The sequence below is a fragment of the Hymenobacter metallilatus genome, from assembly GCF_003944705.1.
GTDB classification, from domain to species: Bacteria; Bacteroidota; Bacteroidia; order Cytophagales; family Hymenobacteraceae; genus Hymenobacter; species Hymenobacter metallilatus.
The window spans coordinates 197,083-218,782 of the sequence record NZ_RWIS01000002.1 but is presented as its reverse complement, the minus strand read 5'-3'; the positions used below and the strand labels follow the sequence as shown (position 1 = coordinate 218,782).

General features: G+C 57.5%; 19 protein-coding genes. 11 read left to right on the top strand and 8 right to left on the bottom strand.

What is annotated here, in order from left to right:
* Nucleotides 1-57: 57 nt before the first annotated feature.
* From EI290_RS04315 to lysS, 5 genes are all read left to right on the top strand, one after another.
* Nucleotides 58-426 carry a hypothetical protein gene (locus EI290_RS04315; RefSeq protein WP_125427116.1) on the top strand — a complete coding sequence of 123 codons (369 nt, stop codon included), beginning with the start codon at nt 58-60 and terminating at the stop codon, nt 424-426.
* A gap of 181 nt (nt 427-607) precedes the next feature.
* The gene (locus EI290_RS04310) at nt 608-1,450 is read left to right on the top strand and encodes a hypothetical protein (protein ID WP_317127459.1); all 843 of its coding nucleotides are present in this window, start codon (nt 608-610) and stop codon (nt 1,448-1,450) included.
* A 325-nt stretch (nt 1,451-1,775) separates the two neighbouring features.
* Nucleotides 1,776-3,923, top strand: a complete 2,148-nt coding sequence (locus EI290_RS04305; RefSeq protein WP_125427114.1) for a carboxy terminal-processing peptidase — start codon at nt 1,776-1,778, stop codon at nt 3,921-3,923.
* Between the two features lie 229 nt (nt 3,924-4,152).
* Entirely contained in the window at nt 4,153-5,190 is a 1,038-nt protein-coding gene (locus EI290_RS04300) for a hypothetical protein (RefSeq protein ID WP_246008848.1), read from the top strand.
* A gap of 380 nt (nt 5,191-5,570) precedes the next feature.
* Complete coding sequence (gene lysS / locus EI290_RS04295; protein WP_125427112.1) at nt 5,571-7,127, top strand: lysine--tRNA ligase; 1,557 nt, start codon at nt 5,571-5,573, stop codon at nt 7,125-7,127.
* Nucleotides 7,128-7,677: 550 nt separating this feature from the next.
* On the opposite strand, the gene EI290_RS04290 is transcribed toward lysS, so the two are convergent.
* Nucleotides 7,678-8,037, bottom strand: coding sequence for a YtxH domain-containing protein (locus EI290_RS04290; protein ID WP_125427111.1), 360 nt, complete (start codon nt 8,035-8,037; stop codon nt 7,678-7,680).
* Between the two features lie 139 nt (nt 8,038-8,176).
* Nucleotides 8,177-8,611, bottom strand: a complete 435-nt coding sequence (locus EI290_RS22835; RefSeq protein ID WP_125427109.1) for a CsbD family protein — start codon at nt 8,609-8,611, stop codon at nt 8,177-8,179.
* A 256-nt stretch (nt 8,612-8,867) separates the two neighbouring features.
* Between EI290_RS22835 and EI290_RS04280 the strand changes: the two genes are divergently transcribed.
* Together EI290_RS04280 and EI290_RS04275 are read left to right on the top strand one after the other, a co-directional pair.
* Nucleotides 8,868-9,122: a Kazal-type serine protease inhibitor family protein gene (locus EI290_RS04280; RefSeq protein WP_125427107.1), complete on the top strand. Its 255-nt coding sequence runs from the start codon at nt 8,868-8,870 to the stop codon at nt 9,120-9,122.
* An 81-nt stretch (nt 9,123-9,203) separates the two neighbouring features.
* Complete coding sequence (locus EI290_RS04275) at nt 9,204-9,572, top strand: cupin domain-containing protein (RefSeq protein WP_125427105.1); 369 nt, start codon at nt 9,204-9,206, stop codon at nt 9,570-9,572.
* A gap of 53 nt (nt 9,573-9,625) precedes the next feature.
* Here the strand turns inward: EI290_RS04275 and EI290_RS04270 are convergent, their stop codons facing one another.
* The 3 genes from EI290_RS04270 to EI290_RS04260 all read right to left on the bottom strand — a co-directional run bounded on the left by EI290_RS04270 (nt 9,626) and on the right by EI290_RS04260 (nt 12,570).
* The gene (locus tag EI290_RS04270) at nt 9,626-10,387 is read right to left on the bottom strand and encodes a LytR/AlgR family response regulator transcription factor (RefSeq protein ID WP_125427103.1); all 762 of its coding nucleotides are present in this window, start codon (nt 10,385-10,387) and stop codon (nt 9,626-9,628) included.
* A gap of 166 nt (nt 10,388-10,553) precedes the next feature.
* A complete protein-coding gene (locus EI290_RS04265; protein ID WP_125427101.1) occupies nt 10,554-11,594 on the bottom strand; it encodes a sensor histidine kinase in 1,041 nt (346 codons plus the stop codon).
* A gap of 199 nt (nt 11,595-11,793) precedes the next feature.
* Complete coding sequence (locus tag EI290_RS04260; protein WP_125427099.1) at nt 11,794-12,570, bottom strand: hypothetical protein; 777 nt, start codon at nt 12,568-12,570, stop codon at nt 11,794-11,796.
* A gap of 191 nt (nt 12,571-12,761) precedes the next feature.
* On the opposite strand from EI290_RS04260, the gene EI290_RS04255 reads away from it, so the two are divergent.
* On the top strand, nt 12,762-13,622 hold the full coding sequence (locus EI290_RS04255) for a dienelactone hydrolase family protein (protein ID WP_125427097.1): 861 nt from the start codon (nt 12,762-12,764) through the stop codon (nt 13,620-13,622).
* A gap of 4 nt (nt 13,623-13,626) precedes the next feature.
* Here EI290_RS04255 and EI290_RS04250 read toward each other — a convergent pair whose 3' ends face one another.
* A complete protein-coding gene (locus tag EI290_RS04250; protein ID WP_246008847.1) occupies nt 13,627-14,019 on the bottom strand; it encodes a hypothetical protein in 393 nt (130 codons plus the stop codon).
* Nucleotides 14,020-14,185: 166 nt separating this feature from the next.
* Between EI290_RS04250 and EI290_RS04245 the strand changes: the two genes are divergently transcribed.
* The 3 genes from EI290_RS04245 to EI290_RS04235 all read left to right on the top strand — a co-directional run bounded on the left by EI290_RS04245 (nt 14,186) and on the right by EI290_RS04235 (nt 17,421).
* Nucleotides 14,186-14,548 carry a hypothetical protein gene (locus tag EI290_RS04245; protein ID WP_125427095.1) on the top strand — a complete coding sequence of 121 codons (363 nt, stop codon included), beginning with the start codon at nt 14,186-14,188 and terminating at the stop codon, nt 14,546-14,548.
* A gap of 30 nt (nt 14,549-14,578) precedes the next feature.
* The gene (locus tag EI290_RS04240) at nt 14,579-15,526 is read left to right on the top strand and encodes a PAS domain-containing protein (protein WP_125427093.1); all 948 of its coding nucleotides are present in this window, start codon (nt 14,579-14,581) and stop codon (nt 15,524-15,526) included.
* 449 nt (nt 15,527-15,975) lie between these two features.
* A complete protein-coding gene (locus tag EI290_RS04235; protein ID WP_125427091.1) occupies nt 15,976-17,421 on the top strand; it encodes a carbohydrate-binding protein in 1,446 nt (481 codons plus the stop codon).
* A gap of 97 nt (nt 17,422-17,518) precedes the next feature.
* Here EI290_RS04235 and EI290_RS04230 read toward each other — a convergent pair whose 3' ends face one another.
* Both EI290_RS04230 and EI290_RS04225 read right to left on the bottom strand, forming a co-directional pair.
* Nucleotides 17,519-19,093, bottom strand: a complete 1,575-nt coding sequence (locus EI290_RS04230) for a M28 family metallopeptidase (RefSeq protein ID WP_125427089.1) — start codon at nt 19,091-19,093, stop codon at nt 17,519-17,521.
* Nucleotides 19,094-19,398: 305 nt separating this feature from the next.
* Entirely contained in the window at nt 19,399-21,627 is a 2,229-nt protein-coding gene (locus tag EI290_RS04225) for a xanthine dehydrogenase family protein molybdopterin-binding subunit (protein WP_125427087.1), read from the bottom strand.
* Nucleotides 21,628-21,700 lie beyond the last annotated feature (73 nt).

The window sequence follows — 21,700 nt, the reverse complement described above, 5'->3', positions numbered from 1 at the left end:
CCTGCCCGACGGGCTTTTTTTGTTACATTCCGCTTTCATTTCCCATCCCTATTGCCCATGACCGGCCGAGTACGCAGCCATCTGATCCGTTTTTCCCGCACTCAGGTAGGCACTACCAGCTACCTGAATCTGGTACAGGAAGCCGAGCTTGGCTTCAATCTGGACATCTCGCATGAGAAGGCCCGCCTGAATGAGATACTAGCCGAAATTTCCGAAAACGAGTACCAGGCCGGGCGTCCTGTTCTTAGCTGCCTGGTAAAGGTGGAGGGCTCTAAAGGCCAGGGTGACAACTTTTACAAACTGTGCGAGCGGCTCGGCATGGGCGAGTGGCGGGAGCTGAAGCAGCAGGAAGACTTCCTGAAGAATATGCGCCGGGACTGCCGGGCCTTCTGGCAGAATGAAGAGAACTTCGAAAAATTTGCGTGAGGCAAAAAGGCTTCTAAGGGCTGTTTTTAGGCTTATTGGATGACAAAATAAGAATCGAGACATATTCTTAACGCAACCTCTGCAGGGGGCATGCGTTAAGCAACCTCGAAACCACCGTCGGTTTTCCTTTCCATATACCGCCGGTTACTCTCTCTTATTTCATCCCATAAATCTCCACCCCATGAACACCAACGATTCAATTAACCCCGCAAACTCAGGTACTGGTTCAGGCGCTAACTACGGTACCGGCTCGGCCGGCACTGGCTTCGGCTCGGGTGCCAATACTACTTCTAGTGGCAATATGGGGAATTCGTCGACGGGCAACTCGTCGATTCCAACGAACTCTTCGAGCGACCAGAACCCGCATCATGACTACAGCGCAACCCAGAAGGGCGCCGCAGCCGCTGGCTCAGTAGGTGCCGCAGTAGGTGCTGGCATTGATGCCACGCAAAACGCCGCTGGCGATGCAGCGCGTGCCGTAACCGGCAGCAACCACACTTATGGCTCGGGTAGCAACTATACCACCGGTACTTTCCGTGACCGTGCCAGCGCTGAGCGGGCTTACGAGTCGCTCTCCTCGCGTGGTTACTCCAAAGATGATGTGAACCTGCTGATGTCGGATGACACCCGCAAAACGCACTTCGGCGACCATACTCCCGACACTGACCTGGGGGACAAAGCTATGGAAGGCGCTGGTGTAGGCTCCGCCATTGGTGGCACTGCTGGTGCCGTAATTGGTGCTATTGCTGCCATTGGTACCTCAGTAGCCCTGCCCGGTCTGGGTCTGATTATTGCTGGTCCTATTGCCGCCGCTCTGGCCGGTGCCGGTGCCGGTGGCCTCACGGGCGGTCTGGTAGGCGCACTGGTAGGCTCGGGTATTCCCGAAGAACATGCAGCTGAGTACGAGTCCGACGTGAAGAACGGCAACATTGTAATGGGAGTACGTCCTCGTAGCGAGGAAGACGCCCGTTACTTTGAAGAAGAATTCCGCCGTCATAGCGGCGACAAAGTACGTCGTTACTAGTCACGCCCTCAAGCTCTTCTGAAAAAGGCTCCTCCCACTCCGGGAGGAGCCTTTTTCTTGTGTTTTTTTCCCTGCTCCTTCACAGGCGTTTCATTTTTGGGTGCTTAGTTGCTGATCCGCTATATTCACGGAAAGCTAGGAAGGGTATCGGTGCAACCCAACGGCCAATTTTCAGCCCTTGGTATAACTCACTTCACGGATTGAGGGCACTTATTGCGTTGATGGTAGCGTTGCATAGTATAACCGGTGACTCCTCCTGTTCGTAGCCTGTTTGGATGGGCTGCTCCCGTTTTCAGAATTTTCTTCATTTCACCCCCGTTAGTTCATGTCTTCCCCCCGACTCAAAATAGGCTTGTATGCCTCGGTGTTGCTGGCGGTGTTTGTGCTGGCTTCGTATAAGCTATACCAGCGCAACGACGGTAGCTCTCCGCAAAAGGATGAGGTACTCATTAAGGCTATGTTACAGGGCCTGAGTGCCGCCCACTACCAGCCCGAGCGTATTGATGATGCTTTTTCCAAGCGAGTTTTCGATTTGTACCTGAAGCGACTGGATGGCAGCAAAAAGTTTCTGCTGCAGTCCGATGTTGCTGCCTTGTCGCAATACCAGAAGGATATTGATGATCAGGTGCAGCGGGGTACGCATGAGTTCCTCGATAAAAGCACCCAGATTATGGACCAGCGGGTAAAAGACGTGCAGGGCCTGTACCGCGAGATTCTGGCGCACCCTTTCGATTTTACCACTGAGGAAACCTTTGAGACGGAGCCGGATAAAGCTGCTTTTGCGGCTAATGCGGCCGCGCAGCGCGAAGAATGGCGTAAGTTTCTGAAGTATCAGACGCTGGTACGGGTTTCGGAAATGATGGATGAGCAGGCTAAGAAGAAAGACAAGCCGCTGGCTTCTACTTCGGCTACGCCTTCCGCCGTCACCACTTCTGAGTCCACCCGTACCCCGGCCCAGATGGAGGCAGAGGCCCGTAAGCGTGTGCTGAAATACTTCGACGACTACTTTAAGGACCTGTCGCAGACGGATGCGAATGACCGGTTGGCTATGTACGCCAACGTCATTGCCAATACCTATGACCCCCATACTGAGTACTTCGCCCCCCGCGACAAGGACAACTTCGACATTGCCATGACGGGCCGTTTCGAAGGCATTGGCGCCACGCTACAGGAAAAGGATGGCCAGATTAAGGTGGCCGATATTGTTCCGGGTTCCGCTTCTTACCGCCAGGGAGAGTTGAAGGCTGGTGATGCCATTATCCGGGTAGCCCAGGGTGCGGAGGAGCCGGTATCGGTGGAAGGATGGCGTTTGGATAAAGCCATTTCGCTGATTCGGGGCAAGAAAGGGTCAGAAGTGCGCCTCACCGTGCGCAAGCCCGACAACAGCACCAAGGTTATTCCGATAATCCGCGACGTGGTGGTAATTGAAGAAACCTACGCTCAGTCGGCTACTATCAACGAAAACGGCAAGAAGCTGGGCTATATCAAGCTGCCCAATTTCTACGCAGACTTCAACGATAACGGCGGCCGGAGTTCGGCAGCTGATGTAAAAAAGGAGTTGGAGAAGCTGAAGCAGGAAAATGTGCAGGGAGTAGTACTCGACCTCCGCTTCAACGGCGGGGGCTCCTTGCAGGATGCCGTGGAAATGGCGGGCCTCTTTATCGACAGTGGCCCGGTGGTACAGGTACGTGGCGGCCAGGGTTCGGCTACCATTCTTAACGACCGGGACCCCCGGGTACAGTTCAGTGGCCCGCTGGTCGTGCTGGTGAACAAGTATAGCGCATCTGCTTCCGAAATTCTGGCTGCTGCCATTCAGGACTATAAGCGCGGGGTTATTATGGGCTCGGCCAGTACGTATGGCAAAGGCACTGTGCAACGCATCTTTGACCTGGATGATGCTATGCCGGCTGAGTTTAACAGCATCAAGCCCTTCGGCTCGCTGAAGCTAACAACCCAGAAATTCTACCGCATCAACGGGGGCTCAACCCAGTTTAAAGGCGTAATTCCGGATATCATTCTGCCCGATGCATATAGCTACCTCGACCAGGGCGAGAAAGAGACGGATTATCCTTTGAAATGGGATGAGATTACTCCGGCCCGCTACCGCTCCTGGAGCGGGGCACCGGCCATTGACAAGCTGCGCCAGGCCAGCACAGCGCGGGTAAACGCCAGCCCTAGCTTCAAGCAGCTTACCGACATGGTGCAACGCATGGTAAAGCGTAAGGATGACACCAAGGTGTCGCTGAAACTGGCAAATTACCGGGCAGAGCAGGTACAGGCCAAGGCTGAATCGGATAAGTACGAAACCATTCAGAACGCCGCCCAGCCAATGGCAATTGCCCCGCTGGCTTTCGACCTGCGCCAGTTAGGTGCCGATACGCTGAAGGTGAACCGCGCCTCCCGTTTTGTAAAGCCCCTGAAGAAGGATATTACGCTGCGTGAAGCAGTAGCCGTACTGAAAGACCAGATTTAGGCGCTTCATACTTGTTTCCTGAAAAGCTCCCGGCCATTAAGCCGGGAGCTTTTTTTGTGCGCGCCAGCGCCTATCGGTTAACGTTAGTAAATCGACACAGTTTATTTATTTAATCAAACTACACTTTTAATATATAACCTACTGATTATCAATGCAATATTACACTATAAATAATGACAATATTTTTAGCAAACAAGAACCTATTTTGTAGTATCTTGGTTGAGTAGATATGACAACGAACGACATGGAAACGACCATCATCCCGCTGATTACCGACGAGCAAAAGCAAGCTGAGGAAACCTGGCGCAAATCGATTCCGGCCCAGGTGTTCCTGAACTACTTCTTTGCCATTAACTACCACATTGAGCAGGCCGACGACGCTACCGGTGGTTTGCAGCACCTGCCTTTTTTCCGGGCCCATCAGGCCGAACTAACGGAAACCGATGTGCAGGCCATTACCAAGCTGTTGCACGCCAGCTGGAGCACAGAATACGCCTTGCGGGCTACCGCCGAGCTGGGCGACGAGGAGTACCTGCGCAATGCCTTGCACTGGACCTTCCCGCAGGCATACCATACCATTATGGCGGGCCTGCAGGCTTTTTTGTACACGGCTGGCGTCCGGAGCAACAACGCCTCCTTGGTTCGCCGCGAGGTGGGCCGTCTGGTAGTGCGGAATGCGTACCCGCGGCCGGTGTCGTTTTATGCGGCCGGGGCCTACGGCGACTTTAGCATCCACCGCCTGCCGCTGGCTGGCTACAAAGCCGGCCTGCACATTGCCGGTAAGGAAATAGACGCTCAGGCACAAATTGGTCAGTTCCTGCGCACTACCCGCAAGATCAAGGCTCAGGCCACCCGCCAGCAGGTGCAGGCCAACCCCAATACCGCGGTACGCAGCCAGAAGACGGGCAAAGTGCTGGATAAATGGACGGCTGCGCACTGGCAGCAGATTACCTGGCGGCTGGGCTACACAACCATCTTCGACTTGCTGGGTCGTTTGCGCATCTCGCAAACCAGCCGGGAGATTGAGCGCTTCGTGGAGGCCGACATCGACTTTCAGCTGTTTCACCAGTCGCTTTTGAACATTGTGCGTTACCTCAATGGTGTGCACGAGACATACGTGGCTAAAGCAATGGGTCTGGAGCGTTACCAGCAGCTGGTAGCTGAGCTGCCCAAGCACCTGCAGAATTCCTTTGTGCAGGAGCGCCTGCGTACCCGTATTGAGCCGGTACTCCGCGACGATACGCCCATGCTGCAGATGGCGGCCTAACCCCCGAGGGTGCAAATGGTACTGATGCTGCAGATTCGTTCTGCTAGCACATGTACCTCATAGCTGGTCTTCGACCTGTACCGGAGGTTAGCGCTGGTTCTGGTGTAGCTGTTTTATCCACTATCCGCTCGAAGTTCCCTCCTACTCCATATACACGTAAGCGCCGGCCCTGTGGGCTGGCGCTTTTTGTTGGAAGCCACGGCACCAAGCTGAAACCTACACAAGCCGGCTTCTTCTGGACTACTCCGACGGCTGATGCAATCAATCCGGCTAACCCGGTGATTTAATCCGTGCAATTCGAGGAATCCGTCTAAATCCGTGATTATTTTTGCAGCTTGATTTTACCGCGCCCTTGCGGGACTTGTCTTCAGCCCTTACCCATGCAGCACCTCAGCGAACAGGAGATAATCCGTCGGAACAAACTGGAAGAGCTTCAGAAGCTCGGCATTGAGCCCTACCCTTCTGAGCTGTTCGACGTGAACTTCTACGCCCAGGAAATCCACGACAATTACCACCCCGAGCTCAACAACTTCCAGGAGGTAAGCCTGGCGGGCCGCTTAATGTCGGTGCGGGTAATGGGTAAAGCTTCATTTGCGGAACTGATGGACGCCTCGGGCCGCATTCAGCTGTACATCAACCGCGACGAAATCTGCCCTGGCGAAGACAAAACGCTGTATAATACCGTTTTTAAGAAACTGGTAGACCTGGGCGACTTCGTAGGCGTGAAAGGCCATGTGTTCAAGACGCAGGTAGGCGAAACGTCCGTGCATGTTACCAGCTTTCAATTGCTGAGCAAAAGCCTGCGGCCATTGCCGGTGGTGAAAACACGCAAGGATGAGATTACGGGCGAAGAGGTTGTATACGATGGCCTGACCGACCCGGAATTGCGTTACCGTCAGCGCTACGTAGACCTGGTGGTGAATCCGCACGTGCGCGACGCTTTTGTGAAGCGCACCCAGCTGGTGCAGGCTATGCGCAACTACCTCAACGACAAAGGCTATCTGGAGGTGGAAACTCCCATTCTGCAGCCTTTGTACGGGGGCGCGGCCGCGCGGCCGTTCAAAACGCACCACAACACCCTGGACATGACGCTGTACCTGCGCATTGCCAACGAGTTGTACCTGAAGCGGCTTATTGTGGGCGGCTTTGATGGGGTGTACGAATTTTCGAAGGACTTCCGCAACGAGGGCATGAGCCGGTTCCACAACCCGGAATTCACCCAGATGGAGCTGTACGTGGCCTACAAGGACTACTACTGGATGATGGACCTAGTAGAGGAAATGGTGGAGCGCGTGGCCCTGGCCCTGCACGGCAAAACCGAAGTGCAGGTAGGGCAACATATCATCAACTTCCAGCGCCCCTGGAAACGCTTTACCATGGCCGAAGCCATTGAGCACTACACCGGCTTCAGCATCGACGGCAAGAGCGAAGAGGAACTGCGCGCCGCTGCCAAGGACCTGAAAGTGGGCCTCGACCCCAGCATGGGCAAGGCCAAAATCATTGATGAAATTTTTGGGGAACACGTGGAGCCGAAGCTGATTCAGCCCACCTTCATTACGGACTATCCGGTGGAGATGTCGCCGCTGGCCAAGAAGCACCGTAGCAAGCCGGGCCTGGTGGAGCGGTTCGAGGCCATTTGCAACGGCAAGGAAATCTGCAATGCCTTCTCCGAGCTCAACGACCCCATCGACCAGCGTCAGCGCTTCGAGGATCAGCTGGAGCTGGGCAAGCGCGGCGACACCGAGGCCATGGTGCTCGATGAGGATTTCCTGCGGGCTCTGGAGTACGGTATGCCGCCCACGGCGGGCCTGGGCATCGGTATCGACCGCCTCAGCATGATTATGACCAACTCCAACTCTATTCAGGACGTGTTGTTCTTCCCGCAGATGAAACCCGAAAACACCAAATCGGAAAACGCTCCAAAACCGGAAGCGTAATATGGTACCAACTGGTGTATAATCAGAAAGCCTCCTGCCATTGAATAGCAGGAGGCTTTCTTTTTAACTGACTTATTATTTCCGTTAAACCAAGGATTTCTGCAGAAGCTTGCGATGGGCAAGTACGATTTTACTGGCGGATCTTGTTAACCATTCTCCTCCAGAAGCTCTACTGCCGGCAATTTTACTACAGATGCTCGTTCAACATCTTGCAAGTCGGTTATGTATGCTTTAACGGCCGCAGCGGAACAGGGTTACAAACAGCACCGGAAATATTTTTGAAGCCGCAGGAACACAAGAAAGCCTCCCGTCAGAATATGGACGAGAGGCTTTCCGGTTCACACAATCATCTCACCCTTCCGAGTGGGGTGTACCAAAGAATTGTGCGATGGACAGCGTGTGATTTTACTGACGGGTTGTTTGACCAGTTCCTGTCAGAAGCTCCACGGTCGGCAATTTTGCTTTGGTAACATCTCCACTCATCTTTCAAGATGATTGTGAGTAGTTTAACGGCATCCCAATAAAAGAGTTACGCAACGCGCAGAAAATTTTAGGCTTTATAGCCCGGGAAGTGCCGGGAGTCGCTGCCGGTGCCATCATAGTCGAGGTCATCGTCGCTGGGGTAGGCTGCAGAACCTGGCTGATCCAAGGAGTCCAACAGTGCGTTGGCGGCGGAGCGGTCGGCGTGGTGTTGCTCGGAATCGGCTGGTGCTTGCCCTTTCAGGGCATCGAGCCGGTTTTTTCCTTCTTTCAGCAGCTTACTGAGGTCGTCGCCAACGCGGGAAGCTGATTTTTTGAGGTTGGTGCGCGCCTCTTCGCCAGTTTCGGGGGCCAGCAGCAGGCCGGCAACAATACCGGCCGTGGCTCCGGCCAGCAACGAAAGAATCACTTTACCCTTTGTGTCTTGCATACGAAAGAAAGATGAAGGTTGAGGATGCCACAACCGGCTGAGTACCGGAATATACGTAACGCAGAATACAGGCAGCAGGTTAAAAAAAAGCCCTCACCTGCTCATGAGGTGAGGGCTTGTTCTAGTAGTTAGTGGTAGCCTACAGGTCGTTCAGCAGTTTCACTACCTCGTGCTTGGCTTTGCCCAGCTTGTTCTGCAAGCGGCCTACCAGCTCGTCGCCTTTGCCTTCGGCGTATTCCAGGTCCTCATCGGTGAGTTGGGCGTACTGCTGTTTCAGCTTGCCTTTAGCCTCATCCCAATTGCCTTTCAGTTTCAGCTTAGAGCCGGCGCCCGTGAGGCCCAGGTCTTCCAGCTTTTCGATATATCCTTTGAATTTTGTGTCGAGGTCTTCGCCATATTTCGACAGCTGCTCGCCCAGTTGGCCGCTGTACTTGGTAGCAGCAGTGCCAATTTTCTCGCGGGTAGCTTTGCCTTTGTCGGGAGCCATGAGCAGGCCAGCAATAATACCGGCACCGGCACCGGCTAGTGCAGCGAGGAGAATTTTACCGGAGTTGTCTTCTTCGTGGTACGACATGAGTTGTGGGGAGAGATTGGTTGAAAATAGGTTCTAGGGAGAAAACCGGCTCATCCGAAAGGATATAGGCCGATTATGGCCTGCTATACGCGGCTACACGGCCGAGGTTTTGCCCCAAGGTAAAAATTAGCACCAGAAAATATTTCACTGGCTTATCATTGAGGGCCCATTGCCGTAGAGCAGAGGCCAGACCTGCCCCAGGCCGGTTTGCTCTTCCTTTGCTTCTGTGTGTTTACCTTAACCTTCCAACTTATCCATGCTCAAATTTGCTTCTCTGGCGGCCTCGGGCCTGCTGCTGCTGGCCTGTCAGCGTGAAACTCCGCCGACTACTGACTGTATCGACCCCAGCAAAATCAGGCAAGATGCCATGTGTACCATGGAGTACGCGCCCGTTTGCGGCTGCAACAACCAAACCTACAGCAACGCTTGTCAGGCGAGCAATGCCGGGGTTAAAACTTTTACGCAAGGTCCTTGCCCTGGCACCGAAACCAGCCCGCCCAAAGGCCAATAACCGGGCCGTTGGAGGTCAGGAGTTGTAGCCTGCGGCCTTAGCAGGTTTTTTCACGTAGTTTTCCGCTTCAGTTGCTTACCAATGTCAGAGAAACGTTATTTCCGTCAGCAAAATCCATTTGTAGTACCCACCACCGACGGGAAACTTATTGAGGAACACATTGGCCTGGCCAGTACCGGCACCGACCAGTATAGTGTGGCTCATATGGTGGCCCCGCCGCAGTGGAGCGAGCCTTATCAGCGTCCGGAGTTCGACGAGGTAACGATAGTAGTGCGTGGCCGCAAGCGGTTTGAAATTGACGGCGACGTGGTGGAGCTAGGAGCCGGCGAGTCGTTGCTGATCAGGGCCGGAGCCCGGGTGCGCTACTCCAACCCCTTTGATGCCGAGTGCGAGTACTGGTCGGTGTGCGTGCCGGCTTTTAGCCCGGCCACTGTGCATCGGGAAGAATAAGTGCGCTCAGAATAGCTTCCTGTTCTCCCGGCTGCCAGTGGCAGCCGGGCGTATCATTTTATACCCAGCCAACGACGGAGCTCCGGGGTACGGTGGGTGCTGGCCGTCAGGCTAACAGCCTGGCCTTTCAGATGGACCACCAGCGTATCGTTGAAATAGGGTTCCAGCCGCTCAATGGCGCTGAGCTGTACCATTTCGGTGCGGTTGAGGCGGAAGAATCGGGTGGGGTCGAGCTGGGCCTCTAGCTGACTGAGGGTTTCGTTGAGCACAAACGCCCGGCCCTGCCCATCAACGGCGTGCGTAACGCCATGGCGCAGCTGAAAATATGCCAGATCGGGTACCTCCAGCAGGTACAAACCTTGCCGGGACTTGCTTACCAGCCGCTGCTTATAGGCCGGCCCCGGTGCGCTACCCAACGTAGCGGCCAGCTGCTGCAGCGCCGCTCCCTGGAACGACTGTCGCAACCGCTCAAACTTGTGCATGGCGGCCGCAAACTGCGTGTACTGCACCGGCTTTAGTACATAAGCAATTCCATTCTGCTCAAACGCCTGCACCAGAAACGAATCGTAGGCCGTGACAAAGATAACGGGGCTGCTAACGGCTACCTGTCCGAAGAGTTGAAATACATTGCCATCCAGCAGCTCAATATCGGATAAGATCAGGTCGGGGGCGGGGTACTGGCGCAGGAAGTCAGCCGCCTCACTTACCTGCTGGCACTCGCTAACAATGGTAGCAGTGGGGGCATAGTGCAATGCAAAACGGCGGAGCTGGTCGAGGGCCGGCTCCTCATCTTCAAGCAGTAAGAGGCGAAGCATGAAAGCAAAGGATAGAAAATACAGAGGCTGAACGAAACGCGCGGAAAGTACAGACCGGAAGAATAAGTATCCAGAACTCCGCCCCAATGCACCACACACTCTGGTACCGACAGGCAGGAGCGGTTAACCTGGAGCAACACGTTCTGGCGGCTTCCTCAGGTGGCCCTTACGCTGGCGCGGGCGCGCGTCGTACCAGGGGCAGTGTTATGCTGAAGTACTCGGGGGTATCGTCGATGCGCACGGGGGTAGGGTGCAGCAGGGCCAACCGGGCCCGCAAACCCGCCAGCCCGCTTCCCTCACCGGGGGCCGGTACGGGGCGGGTCTGGCGGGCATTGCGTACCTGCAGGCTGGTAGCAGTAAGGGTAAGGCGCACGTGCAGGGGCCGGTTTCGGCTGCCCAGGTTATGCTTGAGGGCATTGGTAAGCAACTCCTGCCCTACCCCGGGCGGAATAAGCAGGTGCTGCAGCTCCTCGGCGGGTACCTGCACATCCTCCTCAAACACGTACGCGGCCCCAAAGCGCCGTTGCAGCAAAAACTGATAATCGTGCAGAAAAGCCAGTTCCTCGGCTACTGGCACGGCATCGTGCTGGCGGGTACGCACCAGGTAACGGTAGAGGCTGGCCAGATGCGCTACATAGTTGAGGGCAGCCGTGTTAGCCGGCTCGATGAGGGCAGCCAGAATATTGAGGTTATTAAACAGGAAATGAGGGTCGACGTGCTGCTGCAGGGCTTGAAGGCGAGCCTGGGTAGCTGCTTTTTCCAGCCGCTCCACTTCCACCCGCACCTGGTTGGCGTGTTGCTGGTACAGAAACGGCAGGTATACGCTTCCCACCAGCAGGTACAGAAACACATCCGACGACAAGCTGCGGACCAGGGCGTACCAGTTGCCAAAGTCGCCGCGGGCAACGCCCACAAGTACCAGCAGCGCATTCAGCAGCTGCAGTGTGCCCACGAAAAGCAGGCCGCCCTGCCACAGCAGACCAAAGTAGTAGCGGGCCCGGCCACTGGCCCGCTCCCGGCGCGTGGCATGAGCGTGTAGCCGGTCGAGCACAAACACAACCAGCAAGGCTTCCAGAAAAATCCAGAAGGGCGCATCCGGATAGAGGTAGAATTCCTCGGCCGTCACCGCCATAGTCAGGCGTGTGTATAAGGCTAGCAGCCCCGACAGCAGCAGCACGAACAGGTAAAACCAGGGTTTTTTGCGCATAAGCAGGATATGGTGGCCGGAAACTACGTTGTTTCGCCCTTACTGCGGCCCAAGGTTGTGGCACTCAGGTGTACCAAGCAGCTCCCGGGCACCAGTTGCCAACCCAGCTCTACCGTTCGTGGCCGGGCGTAACGTAGCTGCGGGAGCTAGCCACCCGTCCGGCCGACACCCGGGCGGCCAGCCCCTATCAGGGTAATCGTTAGAGCTGACCGGTAGCCTTGGTTTCCTTACCATTTTCGTCCAGGAAGCGCAACACCGGCTGGTTATTCTTATCAACCCCAATAGTAAGACGGGTACGGCCCTGGCTGTCCTTGAAATCCAAGGTCGACTGAGTGGTATTGGCTACCAGCATTACGCGGGTGGCCCCACGCTGGTCAGCCATAATCATGGCCGAGGAGCGGCCGACTGTGGTGCCCACGTACATGCGGGTGAGCAGGCCCAGCTTGCCTTCCTGCACCGCTTTCTGCTTTTCTTCGGGCGTGGCATTCTTGTACTTCTCCTCCAGCGTCACCATCGATTCGTCGGGGGCATCGTTGAAGGTGAGGCCGGCCTTGTAGCCGCCGCCGTGCTCCTGGTAGTTCAGGGCAATAACCTGGTCCTGCCCAAACCGGTCGAACGACAGGTGGCCACCTGCCGCTACCTTACCATCCTTATCCTTCTGTCCCCCAAAAATCAGCCCTCCGCACTCTTCGCCCTTATCGTTAAAGAATAACATACCAGGGTGCTCCCGCTTGTAGCTCAGGTGTTTGCCCTCAACCGTAACGCCCTGCGGAAACCGGGCCTTGTTACTCATCATCATTTTCAGGGTACCATCGGCTTCCACCAGGTTCAGGCGCTCCACCGATATTTCCTTGAATCGCACCGGCTTGTCGGGTTTGCCAAAGGCGCAGAGCAGAGCTATTGCTGGCACCAGGGTGGCACCCAGGGCATAGGCTTTGAGGAATTTTACGTCGCGGGCAAGTTGCTTTGTGTCCATAGCGTTAAAAGTGGTGTTGGTGATGAATGGGCCAAAACTGGCCAGTGGAGCACCCAAAAGCAGGTACTTTCGTGGGAGTGCCGGAAAAATCGACTGAGTGCCGGAAACCGGGGTCTGAATGGCCCAGCACTGGTGCAGCTTCGAATGGGTTTGCCTATCTTTCTCCGCCACCACTTACCCACCTACCCCCTATGGACCAGCGTATTATCAACCTTTTCGACGAGTACACGCATGCCCCGCTTACCCGCAAGGAGTTTCTGGAGCGGCTGGTTCAGTTGGCGGGCGGCACGGCCCTGGCCGCTGCCGCGCTGGCAGTGCTGGAGCCCGGCTATGCCCAAGCCGCTACCCTGGCCGCCGCCGATGAGAAGCTGGTAGAAGAAGAGGTTAGCTGGTCAGGTGCCGCTAATTTGACCATGAAAGGCTATCTAGTGCGGCCTCAGGGCAAAAAGAAGCGCGGAGCCGTAGTGGTTATCCACGAAAACCGCGGCCTGACGCCCCACATTAAGGATGTGACGCGGCGCGTGGCGCAGGCCGGCTATGTGGCACTGGGAGTAGATGCCCTGTCGGTGTTCGGCGGTACGCCAACCAATGAGGATGAGGGCCGCACGCTTATTGGCAAGCTGGATAAGCAGCAGAATATGGAAAACTACCTGGCGGCCTTGCGTTATCTACGTGCCCGGCCCGATAGCAACGGCCGCACCGGCTGCGTGGGCTTCTGCTGGGGTGGGGCCCTGGCCAACAGCCTCGCCACCCACGACCCTCAACTCAATGCCGCCGTAGCCTACTATGGTACGCAGCCGCCCGCTGCAGAAGCCTCCGGCATTAAGGCCCACCTGCTGCTGCACTACGCCAGCCTCGACGAGCGGGTGAATGCGGGCAAAGACGCCTGGGAAGCGGCCTTGAAAGCGGCCAACGCACCCTATCAGCAGTACATGTACGAGGGTGTAAATCACGCCTTCAACAACGACTCTTCACCGGCCCGCTATAATGCTGAGGCGGCTAAGCTAGCCTGGAGCCGGACCTTAAAGCTATTCAAAGAGCAGCTGAGTTAGGTGCTTACTCGCGGGGGGGATGGGCAGCCAGCATGGCCGCCAGGTTCTCCACCAGCTGCCGCAGGTAGTTCACCTGGTCCTGCAAATCGGTGGGAGGCACCGTGCGGTGGCGTAGCTGCTGGGCGGCAAATGCCCTGATGTCCTCGTTCAGGTACTGGCCCAGCGTTTTACCGCTGCGGGCGGCGGCCTGTTCCAGCGTGGCACGGGTTTCGCGGGTTACTCCGCGCACCGACCACGTAACCGGGGCCGTGGTAGGCCGGGGCGGACGACCAGGTTTGCGCCGGATAACCGGAGTATTTTCCGGAGCAGAAGGAATATCTGTAAGACTTTTTCCTATTTTTGTAAGACCATTTGTCACCTGGGGTGAATCCGATAATGAGTCGGGAGAAGTAGCCAACGAGTTCGGCGGGGGGGATTCTACCTTCGTATTCCCTGGTTTCGGACTCATAACCAACGCACTTGGGTTCTTAGAATAGCTTCTCTTACGAAAAAAACTGCTCTGCTAGCCATGCTAAGCTCCAGAAAGGTGAGCAAAGCGATGCGTGCACAACTTATTCAGACGAATGTCTTCCGCTGAAGTACTCTACGACGTAAACTTACGAGTACTGCCCTTAGAATATTTGTACGCCCGCTGGCAAGTTCGGATTTTGCATGCCGGTCGTGCCTCGTCGGAGGTGTGGCTGCACGCCCAGCAAATGGAGTTTACGGATGCTCAGTGGCACCTGTTAGGGCCGCGGGGCACCCTCCTTGGCCGTTGGAGGGTGGAGCGCGACGACCTGCTCGGCCAGCCCTATCTGGTGCTGACTATGCCCGAAGGCGAAATGCAGGCTCTGGTAACCCGCTTCCGGCTTACTCCTTCGCGTGCGCAACGTCGGCTTATTTTATATTTTCAATCGGGCTTAGAAATCGAGCTTACGCACCCTTAGCGTTTACCGGTCCAGGCTTTGCACTCCCTTATGGCTGATTTACCGCTTACCCCCGACTCTCTGCTGCCCTTGGAACGCATTGAAGCCGCCCTGGAGGCAGCTGGCGTAGGCGTGTGGGAAATGGACCTCACCAGCCGCCAGTTTACCTGCTCGGCCCGGTGCAAACAGCTGTTTGGCTTTGCTCAGACCGAGCCGGTGTTGTTCGACCACTTATTGCATGTAGCCCACGCGGCCGACCGGCAGGCGCTTGAGCAGGGTATTGCCCGGGCGCTGCAGCCGGGTAGTAACGGTCGGTTTGCGCTGGAATACCGGGTGCTGTGGTCGAGCGGCGAAGAGCGGTGGGTGCGCTCCACGGGCCTGGCCACCTTCGACCCCACTACCGGGCAGCCCGTGCGGTTTCAGGGCGTTACCAAGGATATTACCGATACGCAGGCTCATTCGCAGGCCCGGCAGCAGCAGGTGCAGGAATTTGAATTCCTGGCCGAGTGCGTACCCGAAATCATCTGGATTGCCCGCGCCGATGGGGGCGTTACGTACTTCAACCGCCGCTGGATGGAGTATACCGGCCAAACGCTGGCTCAAGCTCAGGAATGGGGCTGGGAGCCGGTCATTCATCCCGAAGATTTGCCCCGCTGCCTGGAACGCTGGAATACCTCCCTGGCTACTGCTCAGCTGTACGAGGTGGAGTACCGCTTCCGGCAGCAGAACGGAGAGTACCGGTGGTTTCTGGGCCGGGCCCTGCCGCTTAAAGACGAAGCCGGCCACGTGCTGAAGTGGTTTGGCACCTGCACCGACATTCACGACCATATGCTGGTGCAGGCAGCCCTGCGCCGCCGCGAGGAGGAACTGGAACATGCCTACAAGAGCCTGGAGGCCAAGGTAATGTTCCGCACCCTTGCCCTGGAACAGCAGGTGAGGGAGCAGCAGCAGCGCATTCAGGAGCTGGAGCAGCAACTGCCCCGCCCCAGCACGCCCTAAACCCAGCCGCCCCTCGTTGCCCGAGGGGCACACCAAGCGAAGGCACAACTGCTGTACCTCACCCGGCCAGCGTCCGTTTTACTGCTTGCAGCCCCCGGTTCACCCCGCCCGGCAAAGACAGCCTGCTCCCCCTACCGCCCCAGACCGACCGGCAGCTGGTGGCAGTAGGGGAGCAGCGTTTATGGCCCGGGAGGAGGTTAAAGGCTCTATTTTTTTCTTGTTTTTTAGCCGTCTGAGCAAGGCAGCCCCGGCTCAGACGATGGGCTTCCGCGGTGCCCATGAGGAAACCGGGTGTTGTGCCGTAAGTGTATACCAGAGCTGCGCCGCGGCTAGCAGCAGGTGTGGCAGGGTTTGCTTTTGCCGAAAATGTCGTCAAAACTTAGGGTGCCGTCGGGCCTTGTCCGGGCGGTTTTTTGCTCTTCCATTCCACCAAACTCCCACACAACCACATGAAACACCGGTTTACCTCCCTGTTGGGGGCGGCGGCACTGTGCCTGCTTACCTCCCTTTCTTCCCGCGCCCAAACCTACCAGCAAGTATGGGCCGATGAGTTCAATGGCAGCATCAGCTCCAGTTGGGTATTTGAAACCGGCGGCGGGGGCTGGGGCAACAACGAGAAGCAGTACTACCAGCGCGCTAATGCTACCGTAACCAGCACTGAACTACAGATTACGGCCCGCAAGCAAAGCGTGGGCGGTATGCCCTACACATCGGCCCGCATGAAAACCCAGGGTACCCGGGAATTCAAATACGGCAAAGTGGAAGCCCGCATCAAGATGCCGCTGGGCCAGGGGCTGTGGCCCGCCTTCTGGATGCTGGGAGCCAACATTAACACGGTAAGCTGGCCAGCCTGCGGCGAAATTGACGTGATGGAACACATCAACGCCGAAAACAAAGTGTACGGCACCGTACACTGGGACAGCAACGGCCACGCCGAGTACGGGGGCAACACTATTACCACTCCCGATGCTTACCATGTGTACTCCGTTGAGTGGGAGCCAACCTACATCCGCTGGTTTGTGGATGGAGTAAAATACCACGAAATCAACATTACCAATGGTACGGGTGGCACCGAGGAGTTTCAGCGGCCGTTTTTCCTGCTGCTGAACCTGGCCGTAGCCGGCAACTGGCCGGGCCAGACGGTAGATGAGAGTAAGCTGCCCGCTACCATGTCGGTGGATTACGTGCGGGTGTTCCAGAAAACCACCACTCCTCCTGCTGCCACTACCCTGCAGGCCGAAAGCTACAGTGCCATGAACGGCGTGCAACTGGAAACTACCACCGATGCGGGTGGCGGGCAGAACGTAGGCTACATTGATGCCGGCGACTGGATGGCTTACAATGGTATCAACTTCCCTACCTCAGGGCAATACCTGATTGAGTACCGGGTAGCCAGCCCCTCGGGCGGCACGTTGTCGTCGGATTTGAATGCCGGGGCTATTCAGTTGGGTAACACCTCCATTCCGGCCACCGGCGGCTGGCAGAGCTGGACCACCGTCTCTAAAACCGTGAATGTAAATGCGGGTACTTACAACTTCGGCGTATTTGCCCAAACCGGCGGCTGGAATATCAACTGGATTCGTATCTCCAAATCGGGTAGTGCGCGGGCCGCTGCGCCCCTGAGCCCGACCACCAAAGCCGAGGCGCTGACCATGGAAGTATTCCCGAACCCACAAGTGGCCGGAGCACCGCTCACCATTCAGCTCTACAACGCCGACCAGACCCAGCCCGCTACCATCCAGATTCTGGACAGTAACGGCAAGGAAGTATGGCGCAACACTGCCTTCGGCTCCATCCTCGATGTAGACCGTTCCCTACGCCTGAACAGTGGCCTTTATCTGATTCAGGTAACCAACGCCACCGGCAAAACCACCCGGAAGCTGGTAGTACAGTAGGGGTGAGATGGTGAAAAGGTGAGTTTGATGTTCTGACGGCGTTACTAGCGCCATCAGAACATCAAACTCACCTTTCCACCATCTCATCATTTCACCACTAAAGCCGCTGCTCGGGCTTAGCGGCGGGTAAGGGTTTTCGGGGCAGTTTGGCGTCGCGCATGGCGGCCTGGTACACGAAAGAGGCAACCAGCACGGAGGCTTGCTTGAGGTCGTCGGCAGGTAGCCGTTCGTAGGTGTCCATGTTGGTATGATGGGTGCGGGTGCCGTAGTCCAGGGGGTCCTGGATAAACTGGAAGCCCGGCAACCCCACGGCATCAAACGAGAGGTGGTCGGTGCCGCCGGTGTTACGCAGCGTAACGGTGGTAGCGCCCATATCGGCAAATGGCTGCAGCCACTCCTGGAATACGGGTACCACTGCCTCGTTGCCCTGGGCATAGATGCCGCGGATTTTACCGGCCCCGTTATCGAGGTTGAAGTAGGCGGCCAGCTTCTCGTGGTCGGGCAGCAGCTTCATGGTGGCAGGGTCGGCAAAGTGGTTTTTTACGTAGTTGCGCGAGCCAAACAGGCCCTGCTCCTCCTCACCCCACAGCGCAATCCGGATGGTACGGCGCGGCTGCACACCAGCCGCCTTCAGAATGCGCACGGCTTCCATCATTACGGCGCAACCCGCCGCGTTGTCGGTGGCCCCGGTAGCCGCGTGCCAGGAGTCGAGGTGGCCGCCCAGCATCACAATTTCGCTTTTCAGTTTTTTATCGGTGCCCGGAATTTCCGCCACCACATTGTAGCCTTTCAAATCCTGCGTTTGGAAGCGGGTGCGGGTTTCCAGCTCGATTTCTACCGCAATACCTGCCTCAGCCAGCCGAATCAGACGCAATTGGTCTTCGGGAGCCATTTCCAGCTCGGGCAGCACGGGCTTGGCATCGGCGGCGTAGGGTGCGCCGTTGCTGGTGAAGAAGGTACCATCGGAGCCGCCGCGGGTGCTCAGAATAGCCGCCGCGCCTTCGCTCAGCAGCATATCCGACATCTTGGCGCGCAGGGCCATCAGGGCGCGACGCTGGGCCAGGCGTTTCTCCATTTCGGCATCGTCGGGCTTGGCAGCCGGAGGCTCGGGTTTGAAGTCGGCCATTTTCTGCAACTCTTCCGCGGTGTAGCGCCGGGCGTCGGGCTCGAAGCTGGTTTTAGGCGGATTAGCCACTTCCAGCAGCACAATTTTGTCGCGTAGCTGCCCCTTGTATTTGTCTAGCTCGGCTTCGGTAGTGACTTTTACCACAACTACCTGCTTTTTCAGTGGGCCGTTGGTGCTGGGCGTCCAGGCTTTGGGGGCCCCAATGAGGGTGTGATAGTACGGAGCCGTCATGGCCACGTACGATTTTTCAATGTCCCAGCCGCGGCCAAAGATACCCCAGGGCTCAATGCTGGCTTTCACCAGGCCCCAGCTGGTGAGCTGCTGCTGGGTCCACTGGTTCGCGCGGGTAAGGCCCGCGGAGTTGGCCAGGCGGGGGCCACAGACGTCGGTGAGGTAAAAGGCCGTTTCCATCACCTTGGAGCGGTTCAGGCCTTCCTCTTTTATCTTAGTGAGCATGGCCGGATCGGCCTTGGTGCCTTGCTGAGCCAGGCCGGGAACGGCCAGAGCCAGGCCGCCGGCCAGAGCCAGGAGTCGAAATGTGTACATGCGGAGTTGGTGGTGGAGTGGATGATTCTGGATGCTAAAGAACCAAAAAAACTACCCGACGTTGCGCAACGGGATACTGACTTACACTTTAGCCCTTCATTCCGAACGAAGTTGAGGAATCTTGCGAAAGGACGTTAGCGTGGTAACCAATCCCTGAACGCCCTTCCTCGGCTCCGTTCGGAAGAACGTTCCTCTTTGTTGTTCTCCTGCTCAGTCCTACGACCTGGACGGCTGGCCGGTGTACCACATGACTTTTTCTTTATCAACCCATCTCCTCCTACCCTCACACCTTCCTTCCCTCCTTTTCACCCCATCAGCTTATCCGGGGTAATAGGCAACTCCCGGATACGCTTGCCGGTGGCGTGGTATACGGCATTGGCTATGGCTGCCGTAAAGCCAATCAAGCCAATTTCGCCCATGCCCTTAGCGCCCATTGGGTCGAGGTGCTGATCGGGCTCCTCCATAAACAGTACTTCTATGGCCGGAATATCGGCGTTGACGGGTATATGGTATTCGCTCAACTGGTTGTTGGTGTAGCGCCCAAAGCGGTGGTCCAGGCGGGCCTCTTCCAGCAGAGCCATGCCAATACCCCATACCACCGAGCCGTACACCTGAGAGCGAGCAGTTTTGGGGTTGAGCACCCGGCCTACATCCAGCGCCGACACCACCCGGCTCACGCGCACCTGTCCGGTAGCCTCGTGCACGCGCACCTCCACAAAGTTGGCGCAAAACGACTTACCCGAATAACGCTCCTGCTCCGGACTTTTATCGGCCTCCCGGGTGAGGTCGAGCCCCATCAGGCTGTGCTGGCGAAGCAGCTCGGCGTACGTAAGTTGCTCCCTGGGACGCTGTTTCGGGTACACAACCCCATTTGCCAGGATTATATCGGAGGGTTTAAGCCTACGGCTGGCCCATTGCGGGTGGTGCACGGCCAACTCCAGCAACTGCTGCCGCAGCGCCATGCAGACAGTGTGTACTGCCGTGCCCACCGAGGCTGCCGTGTGGGAGCCAAACTGACCCGGGGCCGGCGGCAGGCTGGAGTCGCCCAGCTCAAACCGCACGTATTCCAGGGGTACCCCGCTGGCGTCGGCCGCAATCTGACACATAATGGTGGCCGTGCCGGGTCCGGCATCGGCCGTGGCGCTTTGTACCAGCAGGCGGCCATCGGCAAACAATTGAGCCCGGGCACTGGCTTTGCTGCGTTCTGCCTTATAAATCCCCATACTCAGGCCCCAGCCAACCAGCCACTCTCCGTCGCGGGTGGCGCGGGGCTGAGCCGGGCGCCGGCTCCACCCGAATGTCTCGGCACCTCGCTCATAGCACTGGCGCAGCTGGTTGCTCGACCAGGGTTTGTCGCCCACGGGGTCCGTGGGGGCAAAGTTTTTCAGGCGCAGCGCCAGCGGATCCATTTTCAGCGCTACTGCTAGCTCATCCATAGCCGACTCCAGGGCAAATGAGCCGCTGGCCTCGCCGGGGCCGCGCGTCCAGGCGGGGGTGCTCAGGTCCAGGGGAACAAGCTGGTACGTGGTGTTGAGGTTGGGGCAGCGGTAGGCCGATTTGGTAGGATCCACGATGCGCTCCGCAAACTCCTCGTGGCGGGAAGTCTGCCCCAGGGCCTCGTGCGTAATACCCATCAGCAGTCCGTCGGCGGTAGCACCCAAGGCTACTTTCTGAATGGAATAGGGCCGATAACCTACCAGATTAAACATTTGGTCGCGTCGGAGCGCTACTTTCACCGGCCGGCCCGTTAGCCGGGCACCCAAAATAGCCGCTACTTCCTGCGGCCAAATGCGCGAAGCCCCCCCAAAAGCACCACCCACCACCGGAGAATACACCCGCACCCCATCTTCGGGCAGTTGAAACATGCGCATCAAATCCTGCCGGGCCAGGGCCGGGGCCTGGGTTTTGTTGTACACAGTAAGCTGCTGCGGGCCATTCCAGTGCGCAATGGCGGCGTGGGGCTCCAGGGGGTTGTGCACCTGTACCGGCGTGCGGTACTCCTGCGCTACCTGCACGGGGGCCTGGCGGTAGGCATTGGGCTGACCGCGCAGGTAGTCGTCGGCTTTTTTGGGCTTGATGCCCCGGCTGCGGTGGGCGCTGAGGTCAGTTTCGGGTTTCAGCACCTCATACAGCACCCGTACCAGTGCGGCGGCGTGCTGCGCATGTTCCAGGGTGTCGGCCAGGGCCAGGGCCACGGGCTGGTTGCTGAAATGAATCTGCTCGTCGTGAAATACGCGCAGCTCCTGCCCTTCCAGCCGGGGGTTGTTGTTGGCCTGGGCATTCTGGTAAGCGGGCACGCCGGGCGAGTTGCGGTGGGTAAGAATGGCCAGTACCCCGGGTGCTTGCTCGGCCGCGGCCGTATCTAGCCGCACAATACGGCCCCGGGCAATACTACTGGTCACCAGCACCCCGTGCACTACCCCGGGCACGGCGTGCTCGGCAGCGTAGCGGGCCTGGCCGGTTACTTTCTGGCGGCCATCCACGCGGCTCAGGGGTTGCCCGGTAGCCGGGGTCGTCGGGGAGGTGTCGTTCATAGTACCAGGGTTACTGCGGCCGGGGCCAGCTGCCTGCTGCTGTGTACGGGCATTGCCGATGCAAGGCTGCCGG

Bases quoted from the DNA above. Each gene is read 5' to 3' on its own strand.
- EI290_RS04315 (WP_125427116.1), top strand. From the start codon at position 58: ATGACCGGCCGAGTACGCAGCCATCTGATCCGTTTTTCCCGCACTCAG.
- EI290_RS04310 (WP_317127459.1), top strand. From the start codon at position 608: ATGAACACCAACGATTCAATTAACCCCGCAAACTCAGGTACTGGTTCA.
- EI290_RS04305 (WP_125427114.1), top strand. From the start codon at position 1,776: ATGTCTTCCCCCCGACTCAAAATAGGCTTGTATGCCTCGGTGTTGCTG.
- EI290_RS04300 (WP_246008848.1), top strand. From the start codon at position 4,153: ATGACAACGAACGACATGGAAACGACCATCATCCCGCTGATTACCGAC.
- lysS (WP_125427112.1), top strand. From the start codon at position 5,571: ATGCAGCACCTCAGCGAACAGGAGATAATCCGTCGGAACAAACTGGAA.
- EI290_RS04290 (WP_125427111.1), bottom strand. From the start codon at position 8,037: ATGCAAGACACAAAGGGTAAAGTGATTCTTTCGTTGCTGGCCGGAGCC.
- EI290_RS22835 (WP_125427109.1), bottom strand. From the start codon at position 8,611: ATGTCGTACCACGAAGAAGACAACTCCGGTAAAATTCTCCTCGCTGCA.
- EI290_RS04280 (WP_125427107.1), top strand. From the start codon at position 8,868: ATGCTCAAATTTGCTTCTCTGGCGGCCTCGGGCCTGCTGCTGCTGGCC.
- EI290_RS04275 (WP_125427105.1), top strand. From the start codon at position 9,204: ATGTCAGAGAAACGTTATTTCCGTCAGCAAAATCCATTTGTAGTACCC.
- EI290_RS04270 (WP_125427103.1), bottom strand. From the start codon at position 10,387: ATGCTTCGCCTCTTACTGCTTGAAGATGAGGAGCCGGCCCTCGACCAG.
- EI290_RS04265 (WP_125427101.1), bottom strand. From the start codon at position 11,594: ATGCGCAAAAAACCCTGGTTTTACCTGTTCGTGCTGCTGCTGTCGGGG.
- EI290_RS04260 (WP_125427099.1), bottom strand. From the start codon at position 12,570: ATGGACACAAAGCAACTTGCCCGCGACGTAAAATTCCTCAAAGCCTAT.
- EI290_RS04255 (WP_125427097.1), top strand. From the start codon at position 12,762: ATGGACCAGCGTATTATCAACCTTTTCGACGAGTACACGCATGCCCCG.
- EI290_RS04245 (WP_125427095.1), top strand. From the start codon at position 14,186: ATGTCTTCCGCTGAAGTACTCTACGACGTAAACTTACGAGTACTGCCC.
- EI290_RS04240 (WP_125427093.1), top strand. From the start codon at position 14,579: ATGGCTGATTTACCGCTTACCCCCGACTCTCTGCTGCCCTTGGAACGC.
- EI290_RS04235 (WP_125427091.1), top strand. From the start codon at position 15,976: ATGAAACACCGGTTTACCTCCCTGTTGGGGGCGGCGGCACTGTGCCTG.
- EI290_RS04230 (WP_125427089.1), bottom strand. From the start codon at position 19,093: ATGTACACATTTCGACTCCTGGCTCTGGCCGGCGGCCTGGCTCTGGCC.
- EI290_RS04225 (WP_125427087.1), bottom strand. From the start codon at position 21,627: ATGAACGACACCTCCCCGACGACCCCGGCTACCGGGCAACCCCTGAGC.